Source organism: Halomonas sp. NYA30 (assembly GCF_976980765.1).
Map to the genome: position 1 here is coordinate 1,194,285 of NZ_OZ334477.1, position 17,347 is coordinate 1,211,631.

At 55.7% G+C, this 17,347-nt stretch carries 12 protein-coding genes; 9 read left to right on the forward strand and 3 right to left on the reverse strand.

Annotated elements, in window-relative coordinates:
- The first annotated feature begins 4 nt into the window (after positions 1-4).
- From sdhA to sucD, 7 genes are all read left to right on the forward strand, one after another.
- The gene (sdhA, locus tag ACWI0H_RS05505) at positions 5-1,777 is read left to right on the forward strand and encodes a succinate dehydrogenase flavoprotein subunit (RefSeq protein ID WP_485875322.1); all 1,773 of its coding nucleotides are present in this window, start codon (positions 5-7) and stop codon (positions 1,775-1,777) included.
- 27 nt (positions 1,778-1,804) lie between these two features.
- Complete coding sequence (locus ACWI0H_RS05510; protein ID WP_008958564.1) at positions 1,805-2,515, forward strand: succinate dehydrogenase iron-sulfur subunit; 711 nt, start codon at positions 1,805-1,807, stop codon at positions 2,513-2,515.
- A 350-nt stretch (positions 2,516-2,865) separates the two neighbouring features.
- Complete coding sequence (locus ACWI0H_RS05515) at positions 2,866-5,700, forward strand: 2-oxoglutarate dehydrogenase E1 component (RefSeq protein WP_485876164.1); 2,835 nt, start codon at positions 2,866-2,868, stop codon at positions 5,698-5,700.
- Positions 5,701-5,738: 38 nt separating this feature from the next.
- On the forward strand, positions 5,739-7,331 hold the full coding sequence (gene odhB / locus ACWI0H_RS05520) for a 2-oxoglutarate dehydrogenase complex dihydrolipoyllysine-residue succinyltransferase (protein ID WP_485875324.1): 1,593 nt from the start codon (positions 5,739-5,741) through the stop codon (positions 7,329-7,331).
- A gap of 128 nt (positions 7,332-7,459) precedes the next feature.
- Positions 7,460-8,899, forward strand: coding sequence for a dihydrolipoyl dehydrogenase (gene lpdA, locus ACWI0H_RS05525; protein ID WP_485875326.1), 1,440 nt, complete (start codon positions 7,460-7,462; stop codon positions 8,897-8,899).
- A gap of 177 nt (positions 8,900-9,076) precedes the next feature.
- On the forward strand, positions 9,077-10,243 hold the full coding sequence (gene sucC, locus ACWI0H_RS05530; RefSeq protein ID WP_008958560.1) for an ADP-forming succinate--CoA ligase subunit beta: 1,167 nt from the start codon (positions 9,077-9,079) through the stop codon (positions 10,241-10,243).
- Positions 10,243-11,115: a succinate--CoA ligase subunit alpha gene (gene sucD, locus ACWI0H_RS05535; protein ID WP_339882326.1), complete on the forward strand. Its 873-nt coding sequence runs from the start codon at positions 10,243-10,245 to the stop codon at positions 11,113-11,115. Before sucC ends, sucD begins: the two co-directional genes overlap by 1 nt.
- Before the next feature lie 81 nt (positions 11,116-11,196).
- Here the strand turns inward: sucD and gpgF are convergent, their stop codons facing one another.
- Positions 11,197-12,222 carry a glucosaminyl phosphatidylglycerol flippase gene (gene gpgF / locus ACWI0H_RS05540; RefSeq protein WP_485875328.1) on the reverse strand — a complete coding sequence of 342 codons (1,026 nt, stop codon included), beginning with the start codon at positions 12,220-12,222 and terminating at the stop codon, positions 11,197-11,199.
- Positions 12,200-13,318, reverse strand: coding sequence for an N-acetylglucosaminyl phosphatidylglycerol synthase (gene gpgS / locus ACWI0H_RS05545; protein WP_485875330.1), 1,119 nt, complete (start codon positions 13,316-13,318; stop codon positions 12,200-12,202). The genes gpgF and gpgS overlap by 23 nt, the downstream gene beginning before the upstream one ends.
- A 316-nt stretch (positions 13,319-13,634) precedes the next feature.
- Here gpgS and ACWI0H_RS05550 point away from each other — a divergent pair, with 316 nt between their 5' ends.
- Positions 13,635-14,051, forward strand: a complete 417-nt coding sequence (locus ACWI0H_RS05550; RefSeq protein WP_485875332.1) for a CopG family transcriptional regulator — start codon at positions 13,635-13,637, stop codon at positions 14,049-14,051.
- Between the two features lie 53 nt (positions 14,052-14,104).
- Entirely contained in the window at positions 14,105-15,307 is a 1,203-nt protein-coding gene (locus ACWI0H_RS05555; protein ID WP_485875334.1) for an extracellular catalytic domain type 1 short-chain-length polyhydroxyalkanoate depolymerase, read from the forward strand.
- A gap of 85 nt (positions 15,308-15,392) precedes the next feature.
- On the opposite strand, the gene ACWI0H_RS05560 is transcribed toward ACWI0H_RS05555, so the two are convergent.
- On the reverse strand, positions 15,393-17,333 hold the full coding sequence (locus tag ACWI0H_RS05560) for an exoribonuclease II (RefSeq protein WP_101146072.1): 1,941 nt from the start codon (positions 17,331-17,333) through the stop codon (positions 15,393-15,395).
- Positions 17,334-17,347 lie beyond the last annotated feature (14 nt).

The window sequence follows — 17,347 nt, forward strand, 5'->3', positions numbered from 1 at the left end:
TTACATGTCTAATCTGCGTAGCCTGACGTTTGACGCCATTATCATTGGTGGCGGTGGTGCTGGCCTGCGAGCCGCGCTTGAGCTTGCTAAGTCCGGCAAAAAGACGGCCGTGTTATCGAAAGTTTTCCCGACCCGCTCTCACACCGTTTCTGCTCAGGGTGGTATCACCTGTGCAATCGCGTCTGATGACCCGAATGATGACTGGCGCTGGCACATGTACGACACCGTTAAAGGCGGCGATTATATCGCTGACCAGGATGCGGCTGAGTATATGTGTTCTGAAGGCCCGAAAGCGGTCTTTGAGCTCGAACACATGGGCCTGCCGTTCTCGCGTTTAGATAACGGCCGTATTTATCAGCGCCCGTTCGGTGGTCAGTCAAAGAACTTCGGTGAAGGTGGCCAGGCGGCACGTACCTGTGCGGCGGCTGACCGTACCGGCCACGCGCTGTTGCACACGCTTTATCAGAATAACTTGAAGAACAATACCGTGTTCCTCAACGAGTGGTACGCGGTTGATCTGGTCAAAAACGCCAGCGGTGACGTGGTCGGCTGTATCGCCATGTGCATCGAGACGGGTGAAGTGGTTCACGTTAAATCCAAGGCCACGGTACTCGCGACCGGTGGTGCAGGCCGTATTTACGCCTCCACGACTAACGCCTTGATCAATACCGGTGACGGCATCGGCATGGCGCTGCGTGCGGGCTTCCCGATGCAAGACATGGAAATGTGGCAGTTCCACCCGACCGGCATTTACGGTGCGGGCACGCTGGTCACAGAAGGCTGCCGCGGTGAAGGTGGCTATCTGATCAATAAAGACGGCGAGCGCTTCATGGAACGCTACGCGCCGAACGCCAAAGATTTGGCCGGCCGTGACGTTGTGGCTCGTTCGATGGTCATGGAAATTCTGGAAGGTCGTGGCTGTGGCGAGAAGGGCGATCACGTCTTCTTGAAGCTTGATCACCTGGGTGAAGAAGTGCTTGGCAAGCGCCTGCCCGGTATCGTTGAGCTTTCTAAGACCTTTGCTCACGTTGACCCGGCAAAAGATCCAATCCCGGTCGTGCCGACCTGCCACTATATGATGGGCGGTATTCCGACCAACATTCATGGTCAGGCGATTACCATGGACGAAAGCGGTAACGATCATATCGTTAACGGTCTGTTTGCCTGTGGTGAAGCGGCGTGTGTATCTGTTCACGGTGCCAACCGCTTGGGCGGTAACTCACTGCTCGATTTGGTAGTGTTTGGTCGTGCCGCGGGTATGTTTATCGAAGATGCGCTGAACGCAGGCATTGAGTATCTGGACGCTTCTGAGTCTGATATTGAGTCAGCCATGAAGCGGATCACGCGCTGGAACGAGTCTGAAGGCGGCGAAAGCATTCCTGAGCTGAAAGCCGAGCTTCAGGACATCATGCAGACCTCCTTCGGCGTATTCCGCGAAGAGAAAAACATGCTGGAAGGCGTCGATAAGCTAGCGCTACTGCGTGAGCGTATCGCTAATGCCCACCTGCCTGACAAGTCCAATGCCTTTAACACCGCACGTGTCGAAGCGTTAGAGCTTGATAACTTGATGGAAGTGGCAGAAGCGACGGCGATCGCTGCCCTTGAGCGTAAAGAGAGCCGCGGCGCCCACTCACGCTACGACTATCCAGACCGTGATGACGTCAACTGGCTGAAGCACTCACTCTTCTTCCCGCTGACTAAACAGCTGAAAAAGCGTGACGTTAACTTCAAGCCGAAAACTGTTGATACGTTCGAGCCTAAGGTTCGTACCTACTAAACGCCGCATAGACGAGAGGGAGTCACTATGTCCAATCTTCAGGTATCCGTATACCGCTACAATCCGGAAACCGACTCCGCACCTTACATGCAGGAGTTTCAGGTCGATACCAAAGGCCGCGATGTGATGGTGCTGGATGTTCTTCATATGATGAAAGAACAAGACAGCGGTTTGGCGTTTCGCCGCAGCTGCCGTGAAGGCGTCTGCGGTTCCGACGGCATGAACATGAACGGCAAAAATGGCTTGGCGTGTATTACGCCTTTGTCAGACGTTGTGAAAAACAACAAGCTGGTGCTGCGTCCGCTGCCAGGCTTGCCGGTTATTCGCGATATGGTCGTCGATATGGGCTTGTTCTATAAGCAGTACGAGCGTATTCAGCCGTATCTGCAAAATGACACGCCGCCGCCTGCCATTGAGCGCCTGCAGTCGCCGGAAGAGCGCGACAAGCTAGATGGCTTGTATGAGTGTATTCTGTGCGCATGCTGCTCAACGTCTTGCCCGTCGTTCTGGTGGAACCCAGAGAAGTTCGTTGGCCCAGCCGGTTTGCTGCAATCTTACCGTTTCCTGGCCGATTCCCGTGACACGGCTACCAGCGAGCGGTTGAGCAATCTGGAAGATCCATTCTCTGTGTTCCGTTGCCGTGGCATCATGAACTGTGTGGCGGTTTGCCCAAAAGGCCTAAATCCCACTCGGGCGATTGGTAAAATTCGCGAAATGCTTCTTGCTGACGCTACCTAAGTGCATGACATTTGAGTAAAAAAGCGTGTGCCACTTAAGTTGGGTAACAATGCCACTTAAATCATGGCGCTTCGCTTGTTATCATAGGGTTTGTCACGTGGTGCGGCGTCACGTCGCACCGCTGGTCAGACAAGTTTGAAAGCCGGTGCCTTGGGTACCGGCTTTCGAGCATGAACTGAAGACGAAACACCGTATGACGCGTTAGATGATGTATAGCTAGATGAACAGGGTTTCCGGCCGTTGGCCGGCGCCGCCGGCAAATGTCCCGCCCCGCCGGCAGGGCAATAGCGATGTCGCCGCACGTTTGCGACGATACCGATACCACCCCATCAGTGCAGGGTGACCGAGAGATGCAACAAGGCATAATGGAGTTGATGTGGCGTTCCTCTCACGTTAGTGGCGGCAATGTTCACTACGTGGAAGCGCTTTACGAGCAGTACCTCGCCGATCCTGAGTCTGTCCCTGACGAATGGCGCAGCTATTTTGATGAGTTGCCGCGCCCCGAGGGCAGTGCCTCCCACGATGTTCCACTAAGCCCAGTCCGTGATCAGTTCTACCAGCTGGGGCGCGAAAGTCGTCCGGGCCGTGTAGTCGCCGCTGCCGATAGCGGTGAAAACAAAAAGCAGGTAAAAGTCCTGCAGCTGATTAACGCTTACCGCTTCCGTGGCCATCAAAAGGCCAATATCGACCCGCTAGGACTGCGTAATCCCACCCCCGTCCCCGATCTCGATCTGTCCTTTCATCAGCTCTCAAAAGCTGATTTGGACACCGAGTTCCAAACCGGTTCTTTCTTTTTAGGTATCGACAAAGCGCCATTGCGTGACATCGTTGATGCGTTGGAGCGTACGTATTGCCGCTCCATCGGCTGCGAGATCATGCATATCGTCGATACGGAAGAGAAACGTTGGTTACAGCGACGTTTCGAGTCGGTACGCAGTGCGCCTGATTTCAGTGCTGATGTGCGTAAGCACGTACTGGAGCGTTTGACTGCCGCTGAAGGTTTGGAGAATTACCTGGCATCCAAGTATCCAGGTACCAAGCGCTTTGGTCTTGAAGGCGGTGAAACGTTTGTGCCAATGATGGATGAACTCATCCAGCGTGCCGGCGGTTATGGCACCAAGGAAGTGGTCATCGGCATGGCACACCGTGGGCGTCTCAACCTATTGGTCAATATTTTGGGTAAAAACCCAGCTGACTTGATCGATGAGTTTGATGGCAAGAAAGTTATTGAGCGTGGCTCAGGTGACGTGAAGTACCACCAGGGCTTCAGTTCGAACGTCATGTCTCCGGGCGGCGAAGTCCATTTGGCGATGTCGTTTAACCCATCGCACCTGGAAATCGTTGCACCCGTAGTGGAAGGTTCGGTGCGTGCACGTCAGGACCGTCGTAACGACGAAGAGGGTAGCAAAGTGCTGCCGATCAACGTCCACGGCGATGCGGCGTTTGCCGGTCAAGGCGTGGTGATGGAGACATTCCAGATGTCCCAGACCCGTGCTTATAAAACCGGTGGCACGATTCATATTGTGATCAACAACCAGGTGGGTTTCACCACATCACACCCACTGGATGCTCGCTCTACCGAATACTGCACTGATATTGCCAAGATGGTTCAAGCGCCTATTTTTCATGTCAATGGCGATGATCCTGATGCAGTGCTGCACGCTACCCAAGTTGCTCTTGACTATCGCCAGCAGTTCAAGAAAGACGTGGTGATTGATCTTGTTTGCTACCGTCGTCGTGGCCACAACGAAGCTGACGAGCCCTCAGGCACGCAGCCGATGATGTATGCCAAGATCAAAGATCACCCCTCTGCGCGCTCGCTTTATGCCAAGCGCCTGGTTGATCAGGGTGTGCTCTCTGAAGAGTCTGCCAAAGCGATGGTTGAAACCTATCGTGATGACTTGGTGGCGGGTAACCACGTAGCCAATGCGTTGGTGCAAGAGCCTAATGCCTCTCTATTCGTTGACTGGGCGCCTTACCTGGGCCATGAATGGTCTGGCGATGCAGACACGACGATTGATATGAAACGTCTGCAGCAGTTGGCTGCCCGTATGTGCGAGGTGCCGGATGGCGTCGACGTGCAGCGTCAAGTGGCCAAGATTTATGAAGACCGCCGTAAAATGCAGGCCGGTGGGCTGGGGCTTAACTGGGGCTTTGCTGAAACGCTGGCCTACGCCACGCTGCTGGATCAGGGGCATCCGATTCGGATTACCGGGCAAGACGTCGGGCGCGGTACGTTCTCCCACCGTCATGCGGTGGTTCATAACCAGAAAGACGGTTCCACCTATGTGCCGCTGCAGAACATGGCCGATGGTCAGCCGCGTTTCACCATTCATGACTCCTTCCTTTCGGAAGAAGCGGTACTGGCATTTGAGTATGGCTACTCAACCACAGCGCCGAATGATTTGGTGATCTGGGAAGCCCAGTTTGGTGACTTCTTCAACGGCGCCCAGGTGGTCGTTGACCAGTTCATCTCTTCAGGTGAAACGAAGTGGGGCCGGGTGTGTGGTCTAACCATGCTGTTACCCCACGGGTATGAAGGCCAGGGCCCGGAGCACTCTTCGGCGCGCTTGGAGCGCTTCCTGCAAATGTGTGCTGAGCACAATATGCAGGTGTGCGTACCGACGACTCCCGCACAGATTTATCATCTATTGCGTCGTCAGGTGATTCGTCCGCTGCGTAAGCCGCTCATCGTAATGACGCCTAAATCACTACTGCGTCATAAAGAAGCGACGTCGAGCCTTGAAGATCTGGCCCACGGCAAGTTCCATATGGTGCTCGCTGATCAAGCCGATCTTGCGCCTGAGAAGGTCACCCGCGTTGTGCTTTGTGCTGGCAAGGTCTACTACGACTTAGCCGCTTGGCGCGCCGAGAATGAGCGTCATGACACGGCAATCTTACGTCTTGAACAGCTTTATCCCTTCCCGAAAGAAGAACTTCTGGAAGCGCTGCAAGGCTATACCAACGTAGAAGACATTGTGTGGTGCCAGGAAGAGCCGCTTAATCAGGGCGCTTGGTACTCCAGTCAGCACAATATGCGTGCAGTGGCCGATATGCTGAAAGATGGCTTCGGACGCGAGTTGAAATTTGCAGGACGTCCTGCCTCTGCTGCACCAGCAGCTGGCTATATGTCCGTCCATACTGAACAGCAGCGCCAGCTGGTGGAAGACGCTTTTAATTTATAAGCGACCACCGGATTTAGAGAACACATAAGGGAAACGACATGGCTACTGAGATCAAAGCGCCAACCTTTCCGGAATCCGTTGCCGAAGGCACAGTGGCGGCGTGGCATAAAAAGCCGGGTGACAGCGTTGAGCGTGACGAGCTGATTGTTGAGATTGAAACCGACAAAGTGGTGCTGGAAGTCGTCGCACCGGAAGCGGGTACCCTGACCGACGTGATGGCCGAAGAGGGCGATACCGTTCAGTCAGAGCAGGTGCTGGGCAAAATCGGTGAAGGCAGTGCGTCAGGTAGCAAGGAAGAGAAATCTTCTAGCGATGATAGCGCTGAAAAAACCGAAGAGAAGTCTGACGCTAAGGCGTCTGAAGAGAAGCAAGAAAAGCCTGCCAGTAGCGGTGGCGGCAAGCAGCACGACGTAAAAGCCCCGAGCTTCCCTGAGTCGATTCAGGAAGGCACCGTGGCCACTTGGCACAAAAAAGTCGGCGAAGCGGTCAAGCGCGATGAGGTGCTGGCCGACATCGAAACCGATAAAGTCGTACTGGAAGTGGTTGCTCCGGCCGATGGCGCTCTGGCTGAAATTAAAGCCGAAGAGGGTAGCCAGGTCGAATCCGAAGCGATTCTCGCGACCTTTACCGAAGGCGCCGGTGGCGACAGCAGTGGTAGCGAAAGCGGCGGCGATTCCGCGCCTGCTAAAGCTGACACCAGCAGCGACGACGATGGCGCCGATGAGAAAGTCGGTGACAAGATCCTCGCTCCGGCTGCCCGTAAAATGGTGGCTGAGCACGACCTGGATGTTGCCAAGATTAAGGGCACCGGCAAAGGTGGCCGCATCTTGAAAGAAGACGTACAGAAAGCGGTCAAAGACGGTTCCGCCAAGAAAGCAGCCAAATCGGCTGCACCGGCGAAGTCGGCTGCTGCACCGGCTGCCGAGGGTGAACGCATCGAGAAGCGCGTGCCGATGAGCCGTTTGCGTCAAACCATCGCCAAGCGCTTGGTTCAGGCGCAGCAAACTGCTGCGATGCTGACTACCTATAACGAAGTGGACATGACCGAAATCATGGCCCTGCGTGCGCAATACAAAGAGACGTTCTTAAAAGCTCACGACATTAAGCTGGGCTTTATGGGCTTCTTTGTAAAAGCCGCTTCAGAAGCGCTCAAGCGTTATCCTGATGTGAACGCGTCTATCGACGGTACCGATATCGTTTATCACGGTTATCAGGATATCGGCGTTGCTGTCTCCACCGACCGTGGCTTGGTTGTGCCGGTACTGCGTGACACTGACAGCATGAAAATTGCTGACGTCGAGCGCAAAATTGTCGATTTCGGCAAGCGTGGTCGTGACGGTAAGCTGGGCATGGACGACATGATCGGCGGCACCTTTACCATCACCAACGGCGGTACCTTTGGCTCGCTGATGTCGACTCCGATCATCAACCCGCCGCAAACCGCCATTTTGGGCATGCACAAGATCCAAGATCGTCCGATGGCAGTCAACGGCAAGGTCGAGATTCGTCCGATGATGTATCTGGCGCTCTCTTATGACCACCGCATGATCGACGGCAAAGACGCCGTTCAATTCTTGGTTACTTTAAAAGAATTGCTGGAAGACCCGGCACGTTTGCTGCTGGACGTCTAAAAAGAGCATAAGCGTCATATTCCTTAGTTACGCTACTGCTTAACCAGGATTTATCTGCAATCGTACACAGCCTGCTCCCCGCTTCAAATTTAAGCGGGGGGAGAGGCCAGCAAGCTAAAGGAGCCAACATGGCTGATAAGTTTGATGTGATCGTTATTGGTGCCGGCCCTGGCGGTTACGTTGCCGCCATTCGTGCCGCACAGATGGGCCTGAAAGCGGCCTGTGTTGAAAAATGGATTGGTAAAGAAGGCAATGTTGTTCACGGCGGCACCTGCTTGAACGTAGGCTGTATCCCGTCTAAAGCATTGCTTGAAGCGTCGCACAAGTTCGTCGAAGCCAAGCACGATTTCGATGACATGGGTATTCAGGCTGGCGACGTTTCGATGGACGTTACCAAAATGATGGCGCGCAAGGACAAGATCGTTAAGAACTTGACCGGCGGCATCTCTGGCTTGTTCAAAGCCAACGGCGTAACGGCGATCGAAGGTACCGGTAAAGTGGTTTCCGGTAAGCAGGTTGAAGTCACTGATGCCGATGGCAAGACCACCACTTACGATGCCGATAATATTGTTATCGCAGCGGGTTCAGTGCCGGTAGAAATTCCGCCGACGCCGCTGACCGAAGGTCTGATTGTTGATTCAACCGGCGCGCTGGAATTCACCGAAACGCCCAAGCGTTTGGGTGTCATCGGTGCCGGTATCATCGGTCTTGAGCTGGGCAGCGTATGGAACCGCCTCGGCTCTGAAGTCACTGTGCTTGAAGCCATGGACTCTTTCCTGCCGATGGTGGATACCACCGTTGCCAAAGAGACTCAGAAACTGCTCAAGAAGCAGGGTCTGGATATCAAACTGGGCGCTCGCGTGACCGGTTCTGAAGTCAAAGGCGAAGAAGTCGTTGTGAAGTACAGCGATGCCAACGGCGAACAAGAGATGACGTTTGATAAACTCATCGTTTGTGTCGGCCGTCGCCCATACACCAAAGGCGTGATTGCCGACGGCGTTAGCGTTGAGCTGGATGAGCGTGGCTTTATCTTTGTTGACGACCAGTGCCGTACCAACGTCCCGGGCGTTTACGCCATTGGTGACTGTGTACGCGGCCCGATGCTGGCGCACAAAGCCTCTGAAGAGGGCATCATGGTGGCGGACATCATCGCTGGCCATAAAGCCGAGATGAACTACGACGCGATCCCCAGCGTCATTTATACCTACCCGGAAGTGGCATGGGTCGGTATGACTGAGCAAGACGCTAAAGCGAAAGGCATCGAAGTCAAAACCGGCACCTTCCCGTTCGCGGCAAGCGGCCGTGCGATGGCTAACAACGCCACCGAAGGCAGTGCCAAAATTATCGCCGATGCGGAAACTGACCGTATTCTCGGTATGCACATCGTGGGTCAACACGCTGGCGAGATGATCGCCCAGGGCGTGATTGCCATGGAATTCGGCTCTAGCGCCGAAGACCTGGCCCTGACCTGCTACGCGCACCCGACCATGTCGGAAGCTGTTCACGAAGCAGCCCTTGCGGTAGATGGCCATGCGATTCATATGGCCAACCGTAAGAAGCGTAAGTAATTCAGTAAGCAACAACGAAGCGCCACCTCTAGGTGGCGCAACACTTTCGGCTTTGTCTTAATTTGCAAAGATCGAAAGAACGGGGGTGACCCGTTCTTTTAAGACCGTTCTTGTAAGGCTGCTCTTAAAAGAAAACGGGTCATCGTTCGAGTCACATGCAACCAATGGCATGAATCGATGAATCTTCACGAGTATCAAGGTAAACAGCTGTTTGCCGATTATGGTCTACCAGTGTCTAAAGGCTTTGCAGTCGACACTCCCGAAGAAGCGGAAGAGGCTTGCAAAAAAATCGGTGGTGACATGTGGGTGGTTAAAGCCCAGGTGCACGCCGGTGGCCGTGGTAAAGCGGGTGGCGTTAAGCTGATCAAAGATCCTGCTGAAGCCAAAGCATTTGCTGAAAAGTGGCTGGGCAAGAACTTGGTCACCTTCCAGACTGACGAAAAAGGTCAGCCGGTTGCCAAGATTTTGGTTGAAACCTGCACTGACATCGCCGACGAGCTCTATCTCGGTGCCGTTGTCGACCGTACTACCCGTCGTGTGGTCTTCATGGCCTCTACTGAAGGTGGTGTAGAGATCGAGACGGTTGCAGAAGAGACGCCGGAAAAGATTCTCAAAGCTGAAATCGATCCGCTGGTCGGCGCACAGCCGTACCAAGCGCGTGAGCTAGCCTTTGCGCTGGGCCTGAAAGGCGACCAGATCAAGCAGTTCACCAAGATTTTCTTAGGCCTGTCTCAGTTGTTCCACGACAAAGACTTGGCCCTGTTGGAAATTAACCCGCTGGTCGTCACTGAAGAAGGCAATCTGCACTGCCTCGACGCCAAACTGGGTCTGGATAGCAACGCGCTATACCGCCACCCTGACCTGCAGGCCATGCGTGATCCTTCGCAAGAAGATCAGCGTGAAGCCGATGCGGCGAAGTGGGAACTTAACTACGTAGCGCTTGATGGCAACATCGGCTGCATGGTTAACGGCGCAGGTTTGGCCATGGGTACCATGGACATCGTCAACCTGAGCGGCGGCAAGCCCGCTAACTTCTTGGACGTTGGCGGCGGCGCCACCAAGGAGCGTGTGGCAGAAGCGTTCAAAATCATCCTGTCGGATGACAATGTTAAAGCCGTACTGGTTAACATTTTCGGCGGTATCGTACGTTGCGACATGATTGCTGAAGGCATTATCGGTGCCGTTGAGCAAGTGGGCGTCAATGTACCGGTAGTCGTACGTCTGGAAGGTAACAACGCCGAACTGGGTGCTGAAAAACTAGCATCTAGCGGTTTGAACATCATCGCGGCTACTAGTCTGACCGACGCGGCTCAGCAGGTCGTTAAAGCGGCGGAGGGCAAGTAATGAGCATCCTGATCGATAAGAACACCAAGGTCATCTGCCAGGGCTTTACCGGTGGCCAGGGCACGTTCCACTCCGAGCAGGCGATTGCCTATGGCACGAAGATGGTCGGTGGTGTTACGCCGGGCAAAGGCGGCCAAGAGCACCTCGGTCTGCCCGTTTTCAATACCGTGAAAGAAGCGGTAGCGAAAACCGGCGCGGAAGCCAGCGTTATCTACGTACCGGCGCCGTTCTGTAAAGACTCAATCCTTGAAGCGGCGTTTGCTGGCATCAAGCTGATTGTGTGCATCACTGAAGGCATCGCTACGCTCGACATGCTCGAAGCGAAAGTGAAGTGTGACGAGCTGGGCGTACGCCTGATCGGTCCGAACTGCCCCGGTGTTATCACCCCAGGCGAATGCAAAATCGGCATCATGCCGGGTCACATTCACCAGCCGGGCCGCGTAGGTATCGTATCTCGTTCTGGTACCTTGACCTATGAAGCCGTTAAGCAGACTACTGATCACGGTTTTGGTCAGTCTACCTGTGTGGGTATCGGCGGCGACCCGATTCCGGGCTCTAACTTCATCGACATCCTTGAGATGTTCGAGAAAGACCCGAAAACCGAAGCCATCGTTATGATCGGTGAAATCGGCGGCACGGCGGAAGAAGAAGCCGCGGCTTACATCAAAGCCAACGTTTCCAAGCCAGTGGTTTCCTACATTGCCGGTGTGACTGCACCTCCTGGCAAGCGTATGGGCCACGCGGGCGCAATCATCTCTGGCGGTAAAGGCACCGCTGACGAGAAGTTTGCTGCGCTCGAAGACGCCGGTGTTAAAACCGTACGCTCTTTGGCTGAAATCGGCGATGCGCTGAAAGAAGTGACTGGCTGGTAAGCCATGAACGTTTAGCTGCACGCTATAAGGGCGCCCCTCGGGGCGCCCTTATTTATTTTGGCGTGCTATTAAATAATGCTGCTATGGCGCCGGTGAACGACGCAGCATGCGATAGCTATACAGCACAAACAGCGGTGCGCCTGCCGCCAAGTAGAGATGGTAGCTGACCAACCGCCACACCAATACCGCTGCAGCGGCCTGTTCGCGCTCCATTAGCGGCAGCAACAGACCACCCACGCCTACCTCCGCAGCGCCCGCGCCGCCAGGCAGAAAGCTAAGCTGACTCGCGGCCATTGCCAGCATTTGAGTCAGGAAGGTCCACATCCAGTCTGCATGGCCGCCTACTCCCAGTACCGCCAAATAAAGCAAGCTGTAGCGCATCAGCCAATGGGCGGTGGTCAACAGCATCATCGCAAGAAGCGTCGTGCGCGGCAGTCCTAGTGTTACCTTGAGCGCATGTCGACAGCGCAAAAGGCGCCGTGCAAGCCAGCGTCGCTGATACTGGCTTGGCCACGGCGTATTCACACTAGGGGAGCGCAGTAGGCTTGGTAGATAGCGCATGACCACACTCACCAGCGTCGCCATAAACGCTAACCCCACCAGCGCCCACTGTACGAGCGATTGGTGTGGCCATTGGGCGTCGCTGAGCACCGAAAAGAGCACCAGACCGCTCAACATGGCCAGGAAGAACAGTAAGTCACAGCCTTGATCAATCAGAAATACTGCCGCGCCTTTGGCAGGCGGAAAGCCGCGCCGTGCAAGCAGCAACAACAGGGTCGCTGGGCCACCGCTACCGCCTGGGGTGGCGCACAGCGCAAACTTAGACGCCAATTCAATTCCTAGCGCGCCGCGCTGGCCGAGCCTTCCTGCACGGCCCCCCAGCATCAAACGTAGCCTCGCTGCATTTAGGTTCCAGCACAGAAAGGCCATCACCAGCATCAATAGCAGCAATCCAGGCGGGAAGTGTTTAACGCGCTGAAGTGCCTCGGCCCCACCCAGCCAGGCGGTGAGCACCAGCGGCGCAATCAGCGCCAAAGCAATCATCACACCGTGGATAGGCCGCCACTTCAGTAGCTGGCGACGGCTAGTGGTGTTGGTGGAGTGCATAGGGTTGGCTGCCGTGGCAAAGCTGCTGATAGTGCTCAAGCAGTGAGTGCATAACGCCATCCCAGTTGAAGTGGCGCTCGACATGGCGACGCGCATAGCGCCCGCTAGCAGCGACATCATTACTAAACAGCGCTAGACAGGCCTCAGCCATGGCAGTGGGGTCGAGCGGCTTGCATAAAATACCCGCACCCAGCGGCACGTTTTCGGCCAGCGCCCCGGCCCTGGCTGCCACCACTGGAATGCCGCAGGCCATGGCTTCCTGGGCAACTAAGCCGAAGGTTTCGCGGGTGCCTGCGTGCAGCAGAGCATCGCTACTGGCCAGTGCTTTGGCTACCTCGTGGGCACCACAACAGCGATCCACAATGGTGACGTTGCTGGGTACATGATGCGGCATGCCGGGACCCATCAGCAGCAAGTGGTAATCGCTGCCTAGCTGACGCATCGTTGAAAGCAGTACATCAATATTTTTCTCGCGTGAGTTACGTCCCACAAAGATCAGCAGCTTTTTATCACTGGGTATGCCCATGGTCTGTCGGAAAACCGGATCACGCTGCTGGGGATTAAATTGCGCTAAATCGACCCCCAACGGCTGAACGCGGACATTATCGACGCCCCAGTCGCGCAGCCGATCTGCCATCGCGTTACAGGGCGCCAATACGCTATCGAACCGACTATAAAGGTCCGCTACATAGCGGGTTAAGCGCTTCTCAACGTAGCGCCCCAAGCGATCACCCATCAAACGTGGCAGATCAGAGTGATAGAAGCCTACCACCGGCACGCCGAGTCGCTGCCCCGCGGCTAACGCCGCCCATGCCGTTACGTACGGGTCGCCAGCCTCGATGAGGTCAGGCTTTAGATCAACCAGGGCATCCCGCCAGGGGGAGGAGCGTAATGGAAAACGATAGCCCTGGCCTAAAGGCAAGTGTAGCGCTGGTAAGGTGTGGTGATCGCCCAAACTATCACGCTCCGCCCCCGGCACCAGCAGGCTGGTGCGCAGTTGGGGGATGCGCGAAAAAACACGGTGTTTGGCCTGTAAATAGGTACGCACACCGCCGCTGGCGGGTGCATGGAACATCGTCACATCGGCAATGTGCAAGCTAACCTCCAACCATCAAGATTGTCATCGTTTCACCATAAAGGAGAAATAAGTCAGTTCAGCGACAGTTGAGCCGAGGCTTTTATTTCCTGTTAATCCCTTTCAACGCCTCCTTCCTTCACTTCTATTCCGGCCACCTCCTTGGGATTTATGTGCCGTTCTCTTTTGCTTATTAGTTGACTCTTAGCAGAGTTGGACTAATATGACATCCATATGGATGGTATATAGAATCCATTTGGATGGCTTTAAGGTCTGTCTAGATGTCTTAAGCCACAGCTAAAAGCCCCTGGCTACTAAGCACAACGAGGAACGACACATGAGCGTGCATGAAATGCGCCGCAAGGGCGGTGATTCCAGTGAGAAAATCACTATCAACCTTGGGGTGGTCGACCTGGGGCAGATCGATCTGTTGGTTCAGGAAGGTTTTTACTCCAACCGGACCGATCTGATTCGCACCGCTATCCGTAACCAGTTGTTGACCCATGCCGAGGTCGTTAAGGAAACCGTGACCCGTAAGGCGTTTGTATTGGGTCTTGAGCATTACAGCCGTGCGGATCTTGAGGCCCTGCAGTCAGCCGGAGAGAAATTACAGATCCAGGTGCTGGGCATGGCCAGCATTGCCGACGACGTGACGCCTGAGCTTGCCCTCGCCACCATTGAATCCGTCGTGGTTCTGGGCGCCTTGAATGCCAGCAAAGCGGTTAAGGTCGCTCTGGCAGATCGCATTCACTGAATGAATCACTCAGTAAACACTTAATACGTAATCATTGAATAAGGATATTGAAAATGATCGATGCCACGATGACGAAGCGAATGGAAGAAGCGACGCGGCTAACCCGAGCGGGAAAACTGCAAGAGGCGATGGCTATTCTCCAAGGCAGCGCACCTGAATCGAGAGGCACTGAAACGCCGAATACCTTTTACCAGGAAGGCAATACCTTCGACGGAACCTGCGAGGTCATCGACGAAGAAGCCACCAAATCGAAGCCAGAGCCTGCTGAGGCGCAATCCGGCGCATTCACGACCGGCGATATTAAGGTGCCTGCTGCATGGCGAGATAAGTGGATGAAGTTTCGCGGTGGAATGGCGCAACCCGAGCAAGCACCGAGTGCGAGCGAGGAACCACAGCCCGGGGCCTTCACTGCCGGTCGATTTACCAACCACGTGGGCTCGCGTGATTACAAACTGTATATCCCTAGCGGTTATACCGGTCAGGCGTTGCCGCTGGTAGTGATGCTGCATGGCTGCACACAGAACCCTGATGACTTCGCTGTCGGAACCCAGATGAACAGGCTGGCCGAAGAGCAGCTGTGTTGCGTGCTCTATCCGGCTCAGCCGATGACCGCCAATAGCTCGAAATGCTGGAACTGGTTTAAAGCCGAAGACCAGCAGCGCGAGGGCGGTGAACCCGCGATTATTGCTGGTATGACGCGCCAGATCATTGAGATCCATGGCCTTGATGGTTCCCGCGTCTATGTCGCAGGCCTTTCGGCAGGTGCCGCCATGGCGACCACTCTGGCGATGACCTACCCGGATCTGTTTGCGGCGGTGGGCGTGCACTCCGGGCTACCCCACGGCGTGGCTCAGAGTCTTCCCGATGCCTTGGGCGCAATGCAGGGTGGCACAGGACCTCTTGGCGGTGGTAAGGCGAAAGGGGCTGGTTGGACATCGGAAGTGCCCGCGATTATCTTTCATGGTGACCGTGACACCACCGTGCACCCCAGCAATGCGGATCGGGTAGCCGCCCAGTACAGCACGTCGCGTCAAGCAGGTGCAAAAGTGGCGAAGGGGAAGGTAGCTAATGGCCACGGTTATACCTGTACCACGCACCATAATACGAAAGGCGAAACCCACCTCGAGCAGTGGCAGGTACACGGGGCGGGCCACGCCTGGTCAGGCGGCAGCACCCAAGGTAGCTACACCGATCCGAAAGGCCCCGATGCCACCAAGGAAATGCTGCGTTTCTTCTTACAGCATCAGCAGGCTTGATGAAAGCAACCGGAACTGCTCGCATAGAAACAACAACGGCGCCCTAGGGCGCCGTTGTCGGTTATTGCGGTTGTACACGCGCGGTTTATGCAGCGGGCTTAGCTACCAGCGAGCGGGTCTCTTCGCGGGCTTCGGTCAAGATGACGCGAAGCGGGTCGCCAAGCTTGTAGCGCTCTTCGCCTTCGATCTGGATACGTCCCTCTTTATCATCAATCACCACTTTGCTGCGGTCACTGTGCATTAAAGGGGCTGGAACAAAGGCAGTCGCGCCATTTTCCAGCAGGCGAACGCGCATACCGCCACGGTTGATGGCCATGATTTCGGCCTCAAACGTAATCTGGTTCTGTGCGGCAGGCGTTAGGTAGCGCACGTAGAGCCAGTCTTTCACGTCGCGCTCGGCCATACGGTTCAGGCGGCGACGCTCCGTCAACTGCTCGGTGAGCTGCTGGGTAGCTTCGGCGGGCGCCTGCTCACCTTTCAGCACGCGCTTGATCAGGCGGTGGTTGACCATATCGCCATACTTACGAATCGGCGAGGTCCAGGTCGCGTAGGCGGCCAGGCCGAGGCCAAAGTGCGGGCCGGGCTGTGCGGACATCATGGTGAAGCCCTGGAAGCGGCGCAGGCGCGCATCCAGCCAAGCGTCGTCGCGACTTTCCAGTGCACGCTTCAGCTCAGTGTAGCGGGCAAGCTCAGTCAGCGCTTCGCGTTCGACCACGATCTCTTGCCCTGCCAGGAATTCCTGAGCGGCCTCGGCTTTCTCGGGTTCGAACGCACGGTGCACGTTAAAGATACCGTGGCCGATATGCTGGGCCAGGAAGTCCGCGCAGCAGGCGTTAGCCACAATCATCGACTCTTCGATCATGCGGTTGGCAATGCGGCGCTCTTCGGTGCGCACGGCCAATACGTTGCCAGCAGGATCGAGATCAAACACGTAGTCGGGGCGGTCTTTAAACACCAGCGCGTGTTCGTTGCGCCAAGCGGTACGTGCCTCGGTCAAATCACGCAGCGCGGTGAGCTGCTCGGCAATATCATCCGCCGGGGCCCAATCGCCTTGGCCTTCGATCCAGTCGGAGACGTTGTCGTAAACGAGCTTGGCGTGAGACTTAACGTTCGCCGCAAAAAAGCGGTACTCGCCCAGGCTGCCGTCGGCATTGATATCCAGCGTGCAGGCCAGCGCGGGGCGCTCTTTATCTTCCCACAATGAGCAGAGGTCATCCGCTAGCTGCTCTGGCAGCATCGTGACGTTCTGGCCGGGCAGGTAAACGGTGAAAGCGCGGGTGCGGGCTTCTAAATCAGCCGCATGGCCCTCTTCCACATAGGCGGTGGGGTCGGCAATCGCGACACTCAACTGCCAGCCGCCTTCAGCGCGAGGTGCGATGTGCAGCGCATCATCCATATCGCGGGTCTTCTCACCATCGATGGTGAAGAAGGGCGTGGCGGTTAAGTCTTCGCGCGTCAGGCCTTCATCCATCAGCGGCCAATCGGTACCTGCATCGGGGCACTCTTGCTCCAGCGCATGGCGGGCAAGTGTGACGCGCCACGGCACTGCCGGATCATCGCTTTTGGCGACCAGCTCATCAATCTGGGCAAAGAAAGCGCGGTCATCGGTTTTTAGCGGATGACGCACCAAGCGGGCAACGACCCAATCGCCGTCAGCAATGCTCTCTTCATCAAGGTTGTTCTTAATCCGCGCCTTGATAACATTTTTAATCGACGGATGGTCGGGAACCACGGCCAGGCGGCCTTCGCGCTTCTGCACGCGGGCCACAAACCGATCCAGCCCAGCTTCAATCAGCTTTTCGGGTTCAACGGATTTTTTGTCACCGTTCTCGTGGATAACCGCTTCCACACGGTCACCGTGCAGCACTTGCTTCATGGCGGGTGGCGGCACGAAATAGGATTCACCGTCGTCGGTTTCGAGAAAACCGAAACCTTTGTCGGTGGCTTTGATCACCCCTTCAGCACGGGGGGTGGTTTGACGAATCTGTTGCTTGAGCTGGGCAAGCATGGCGTTATTCTGAAGCATGAGCTCAATCAGTT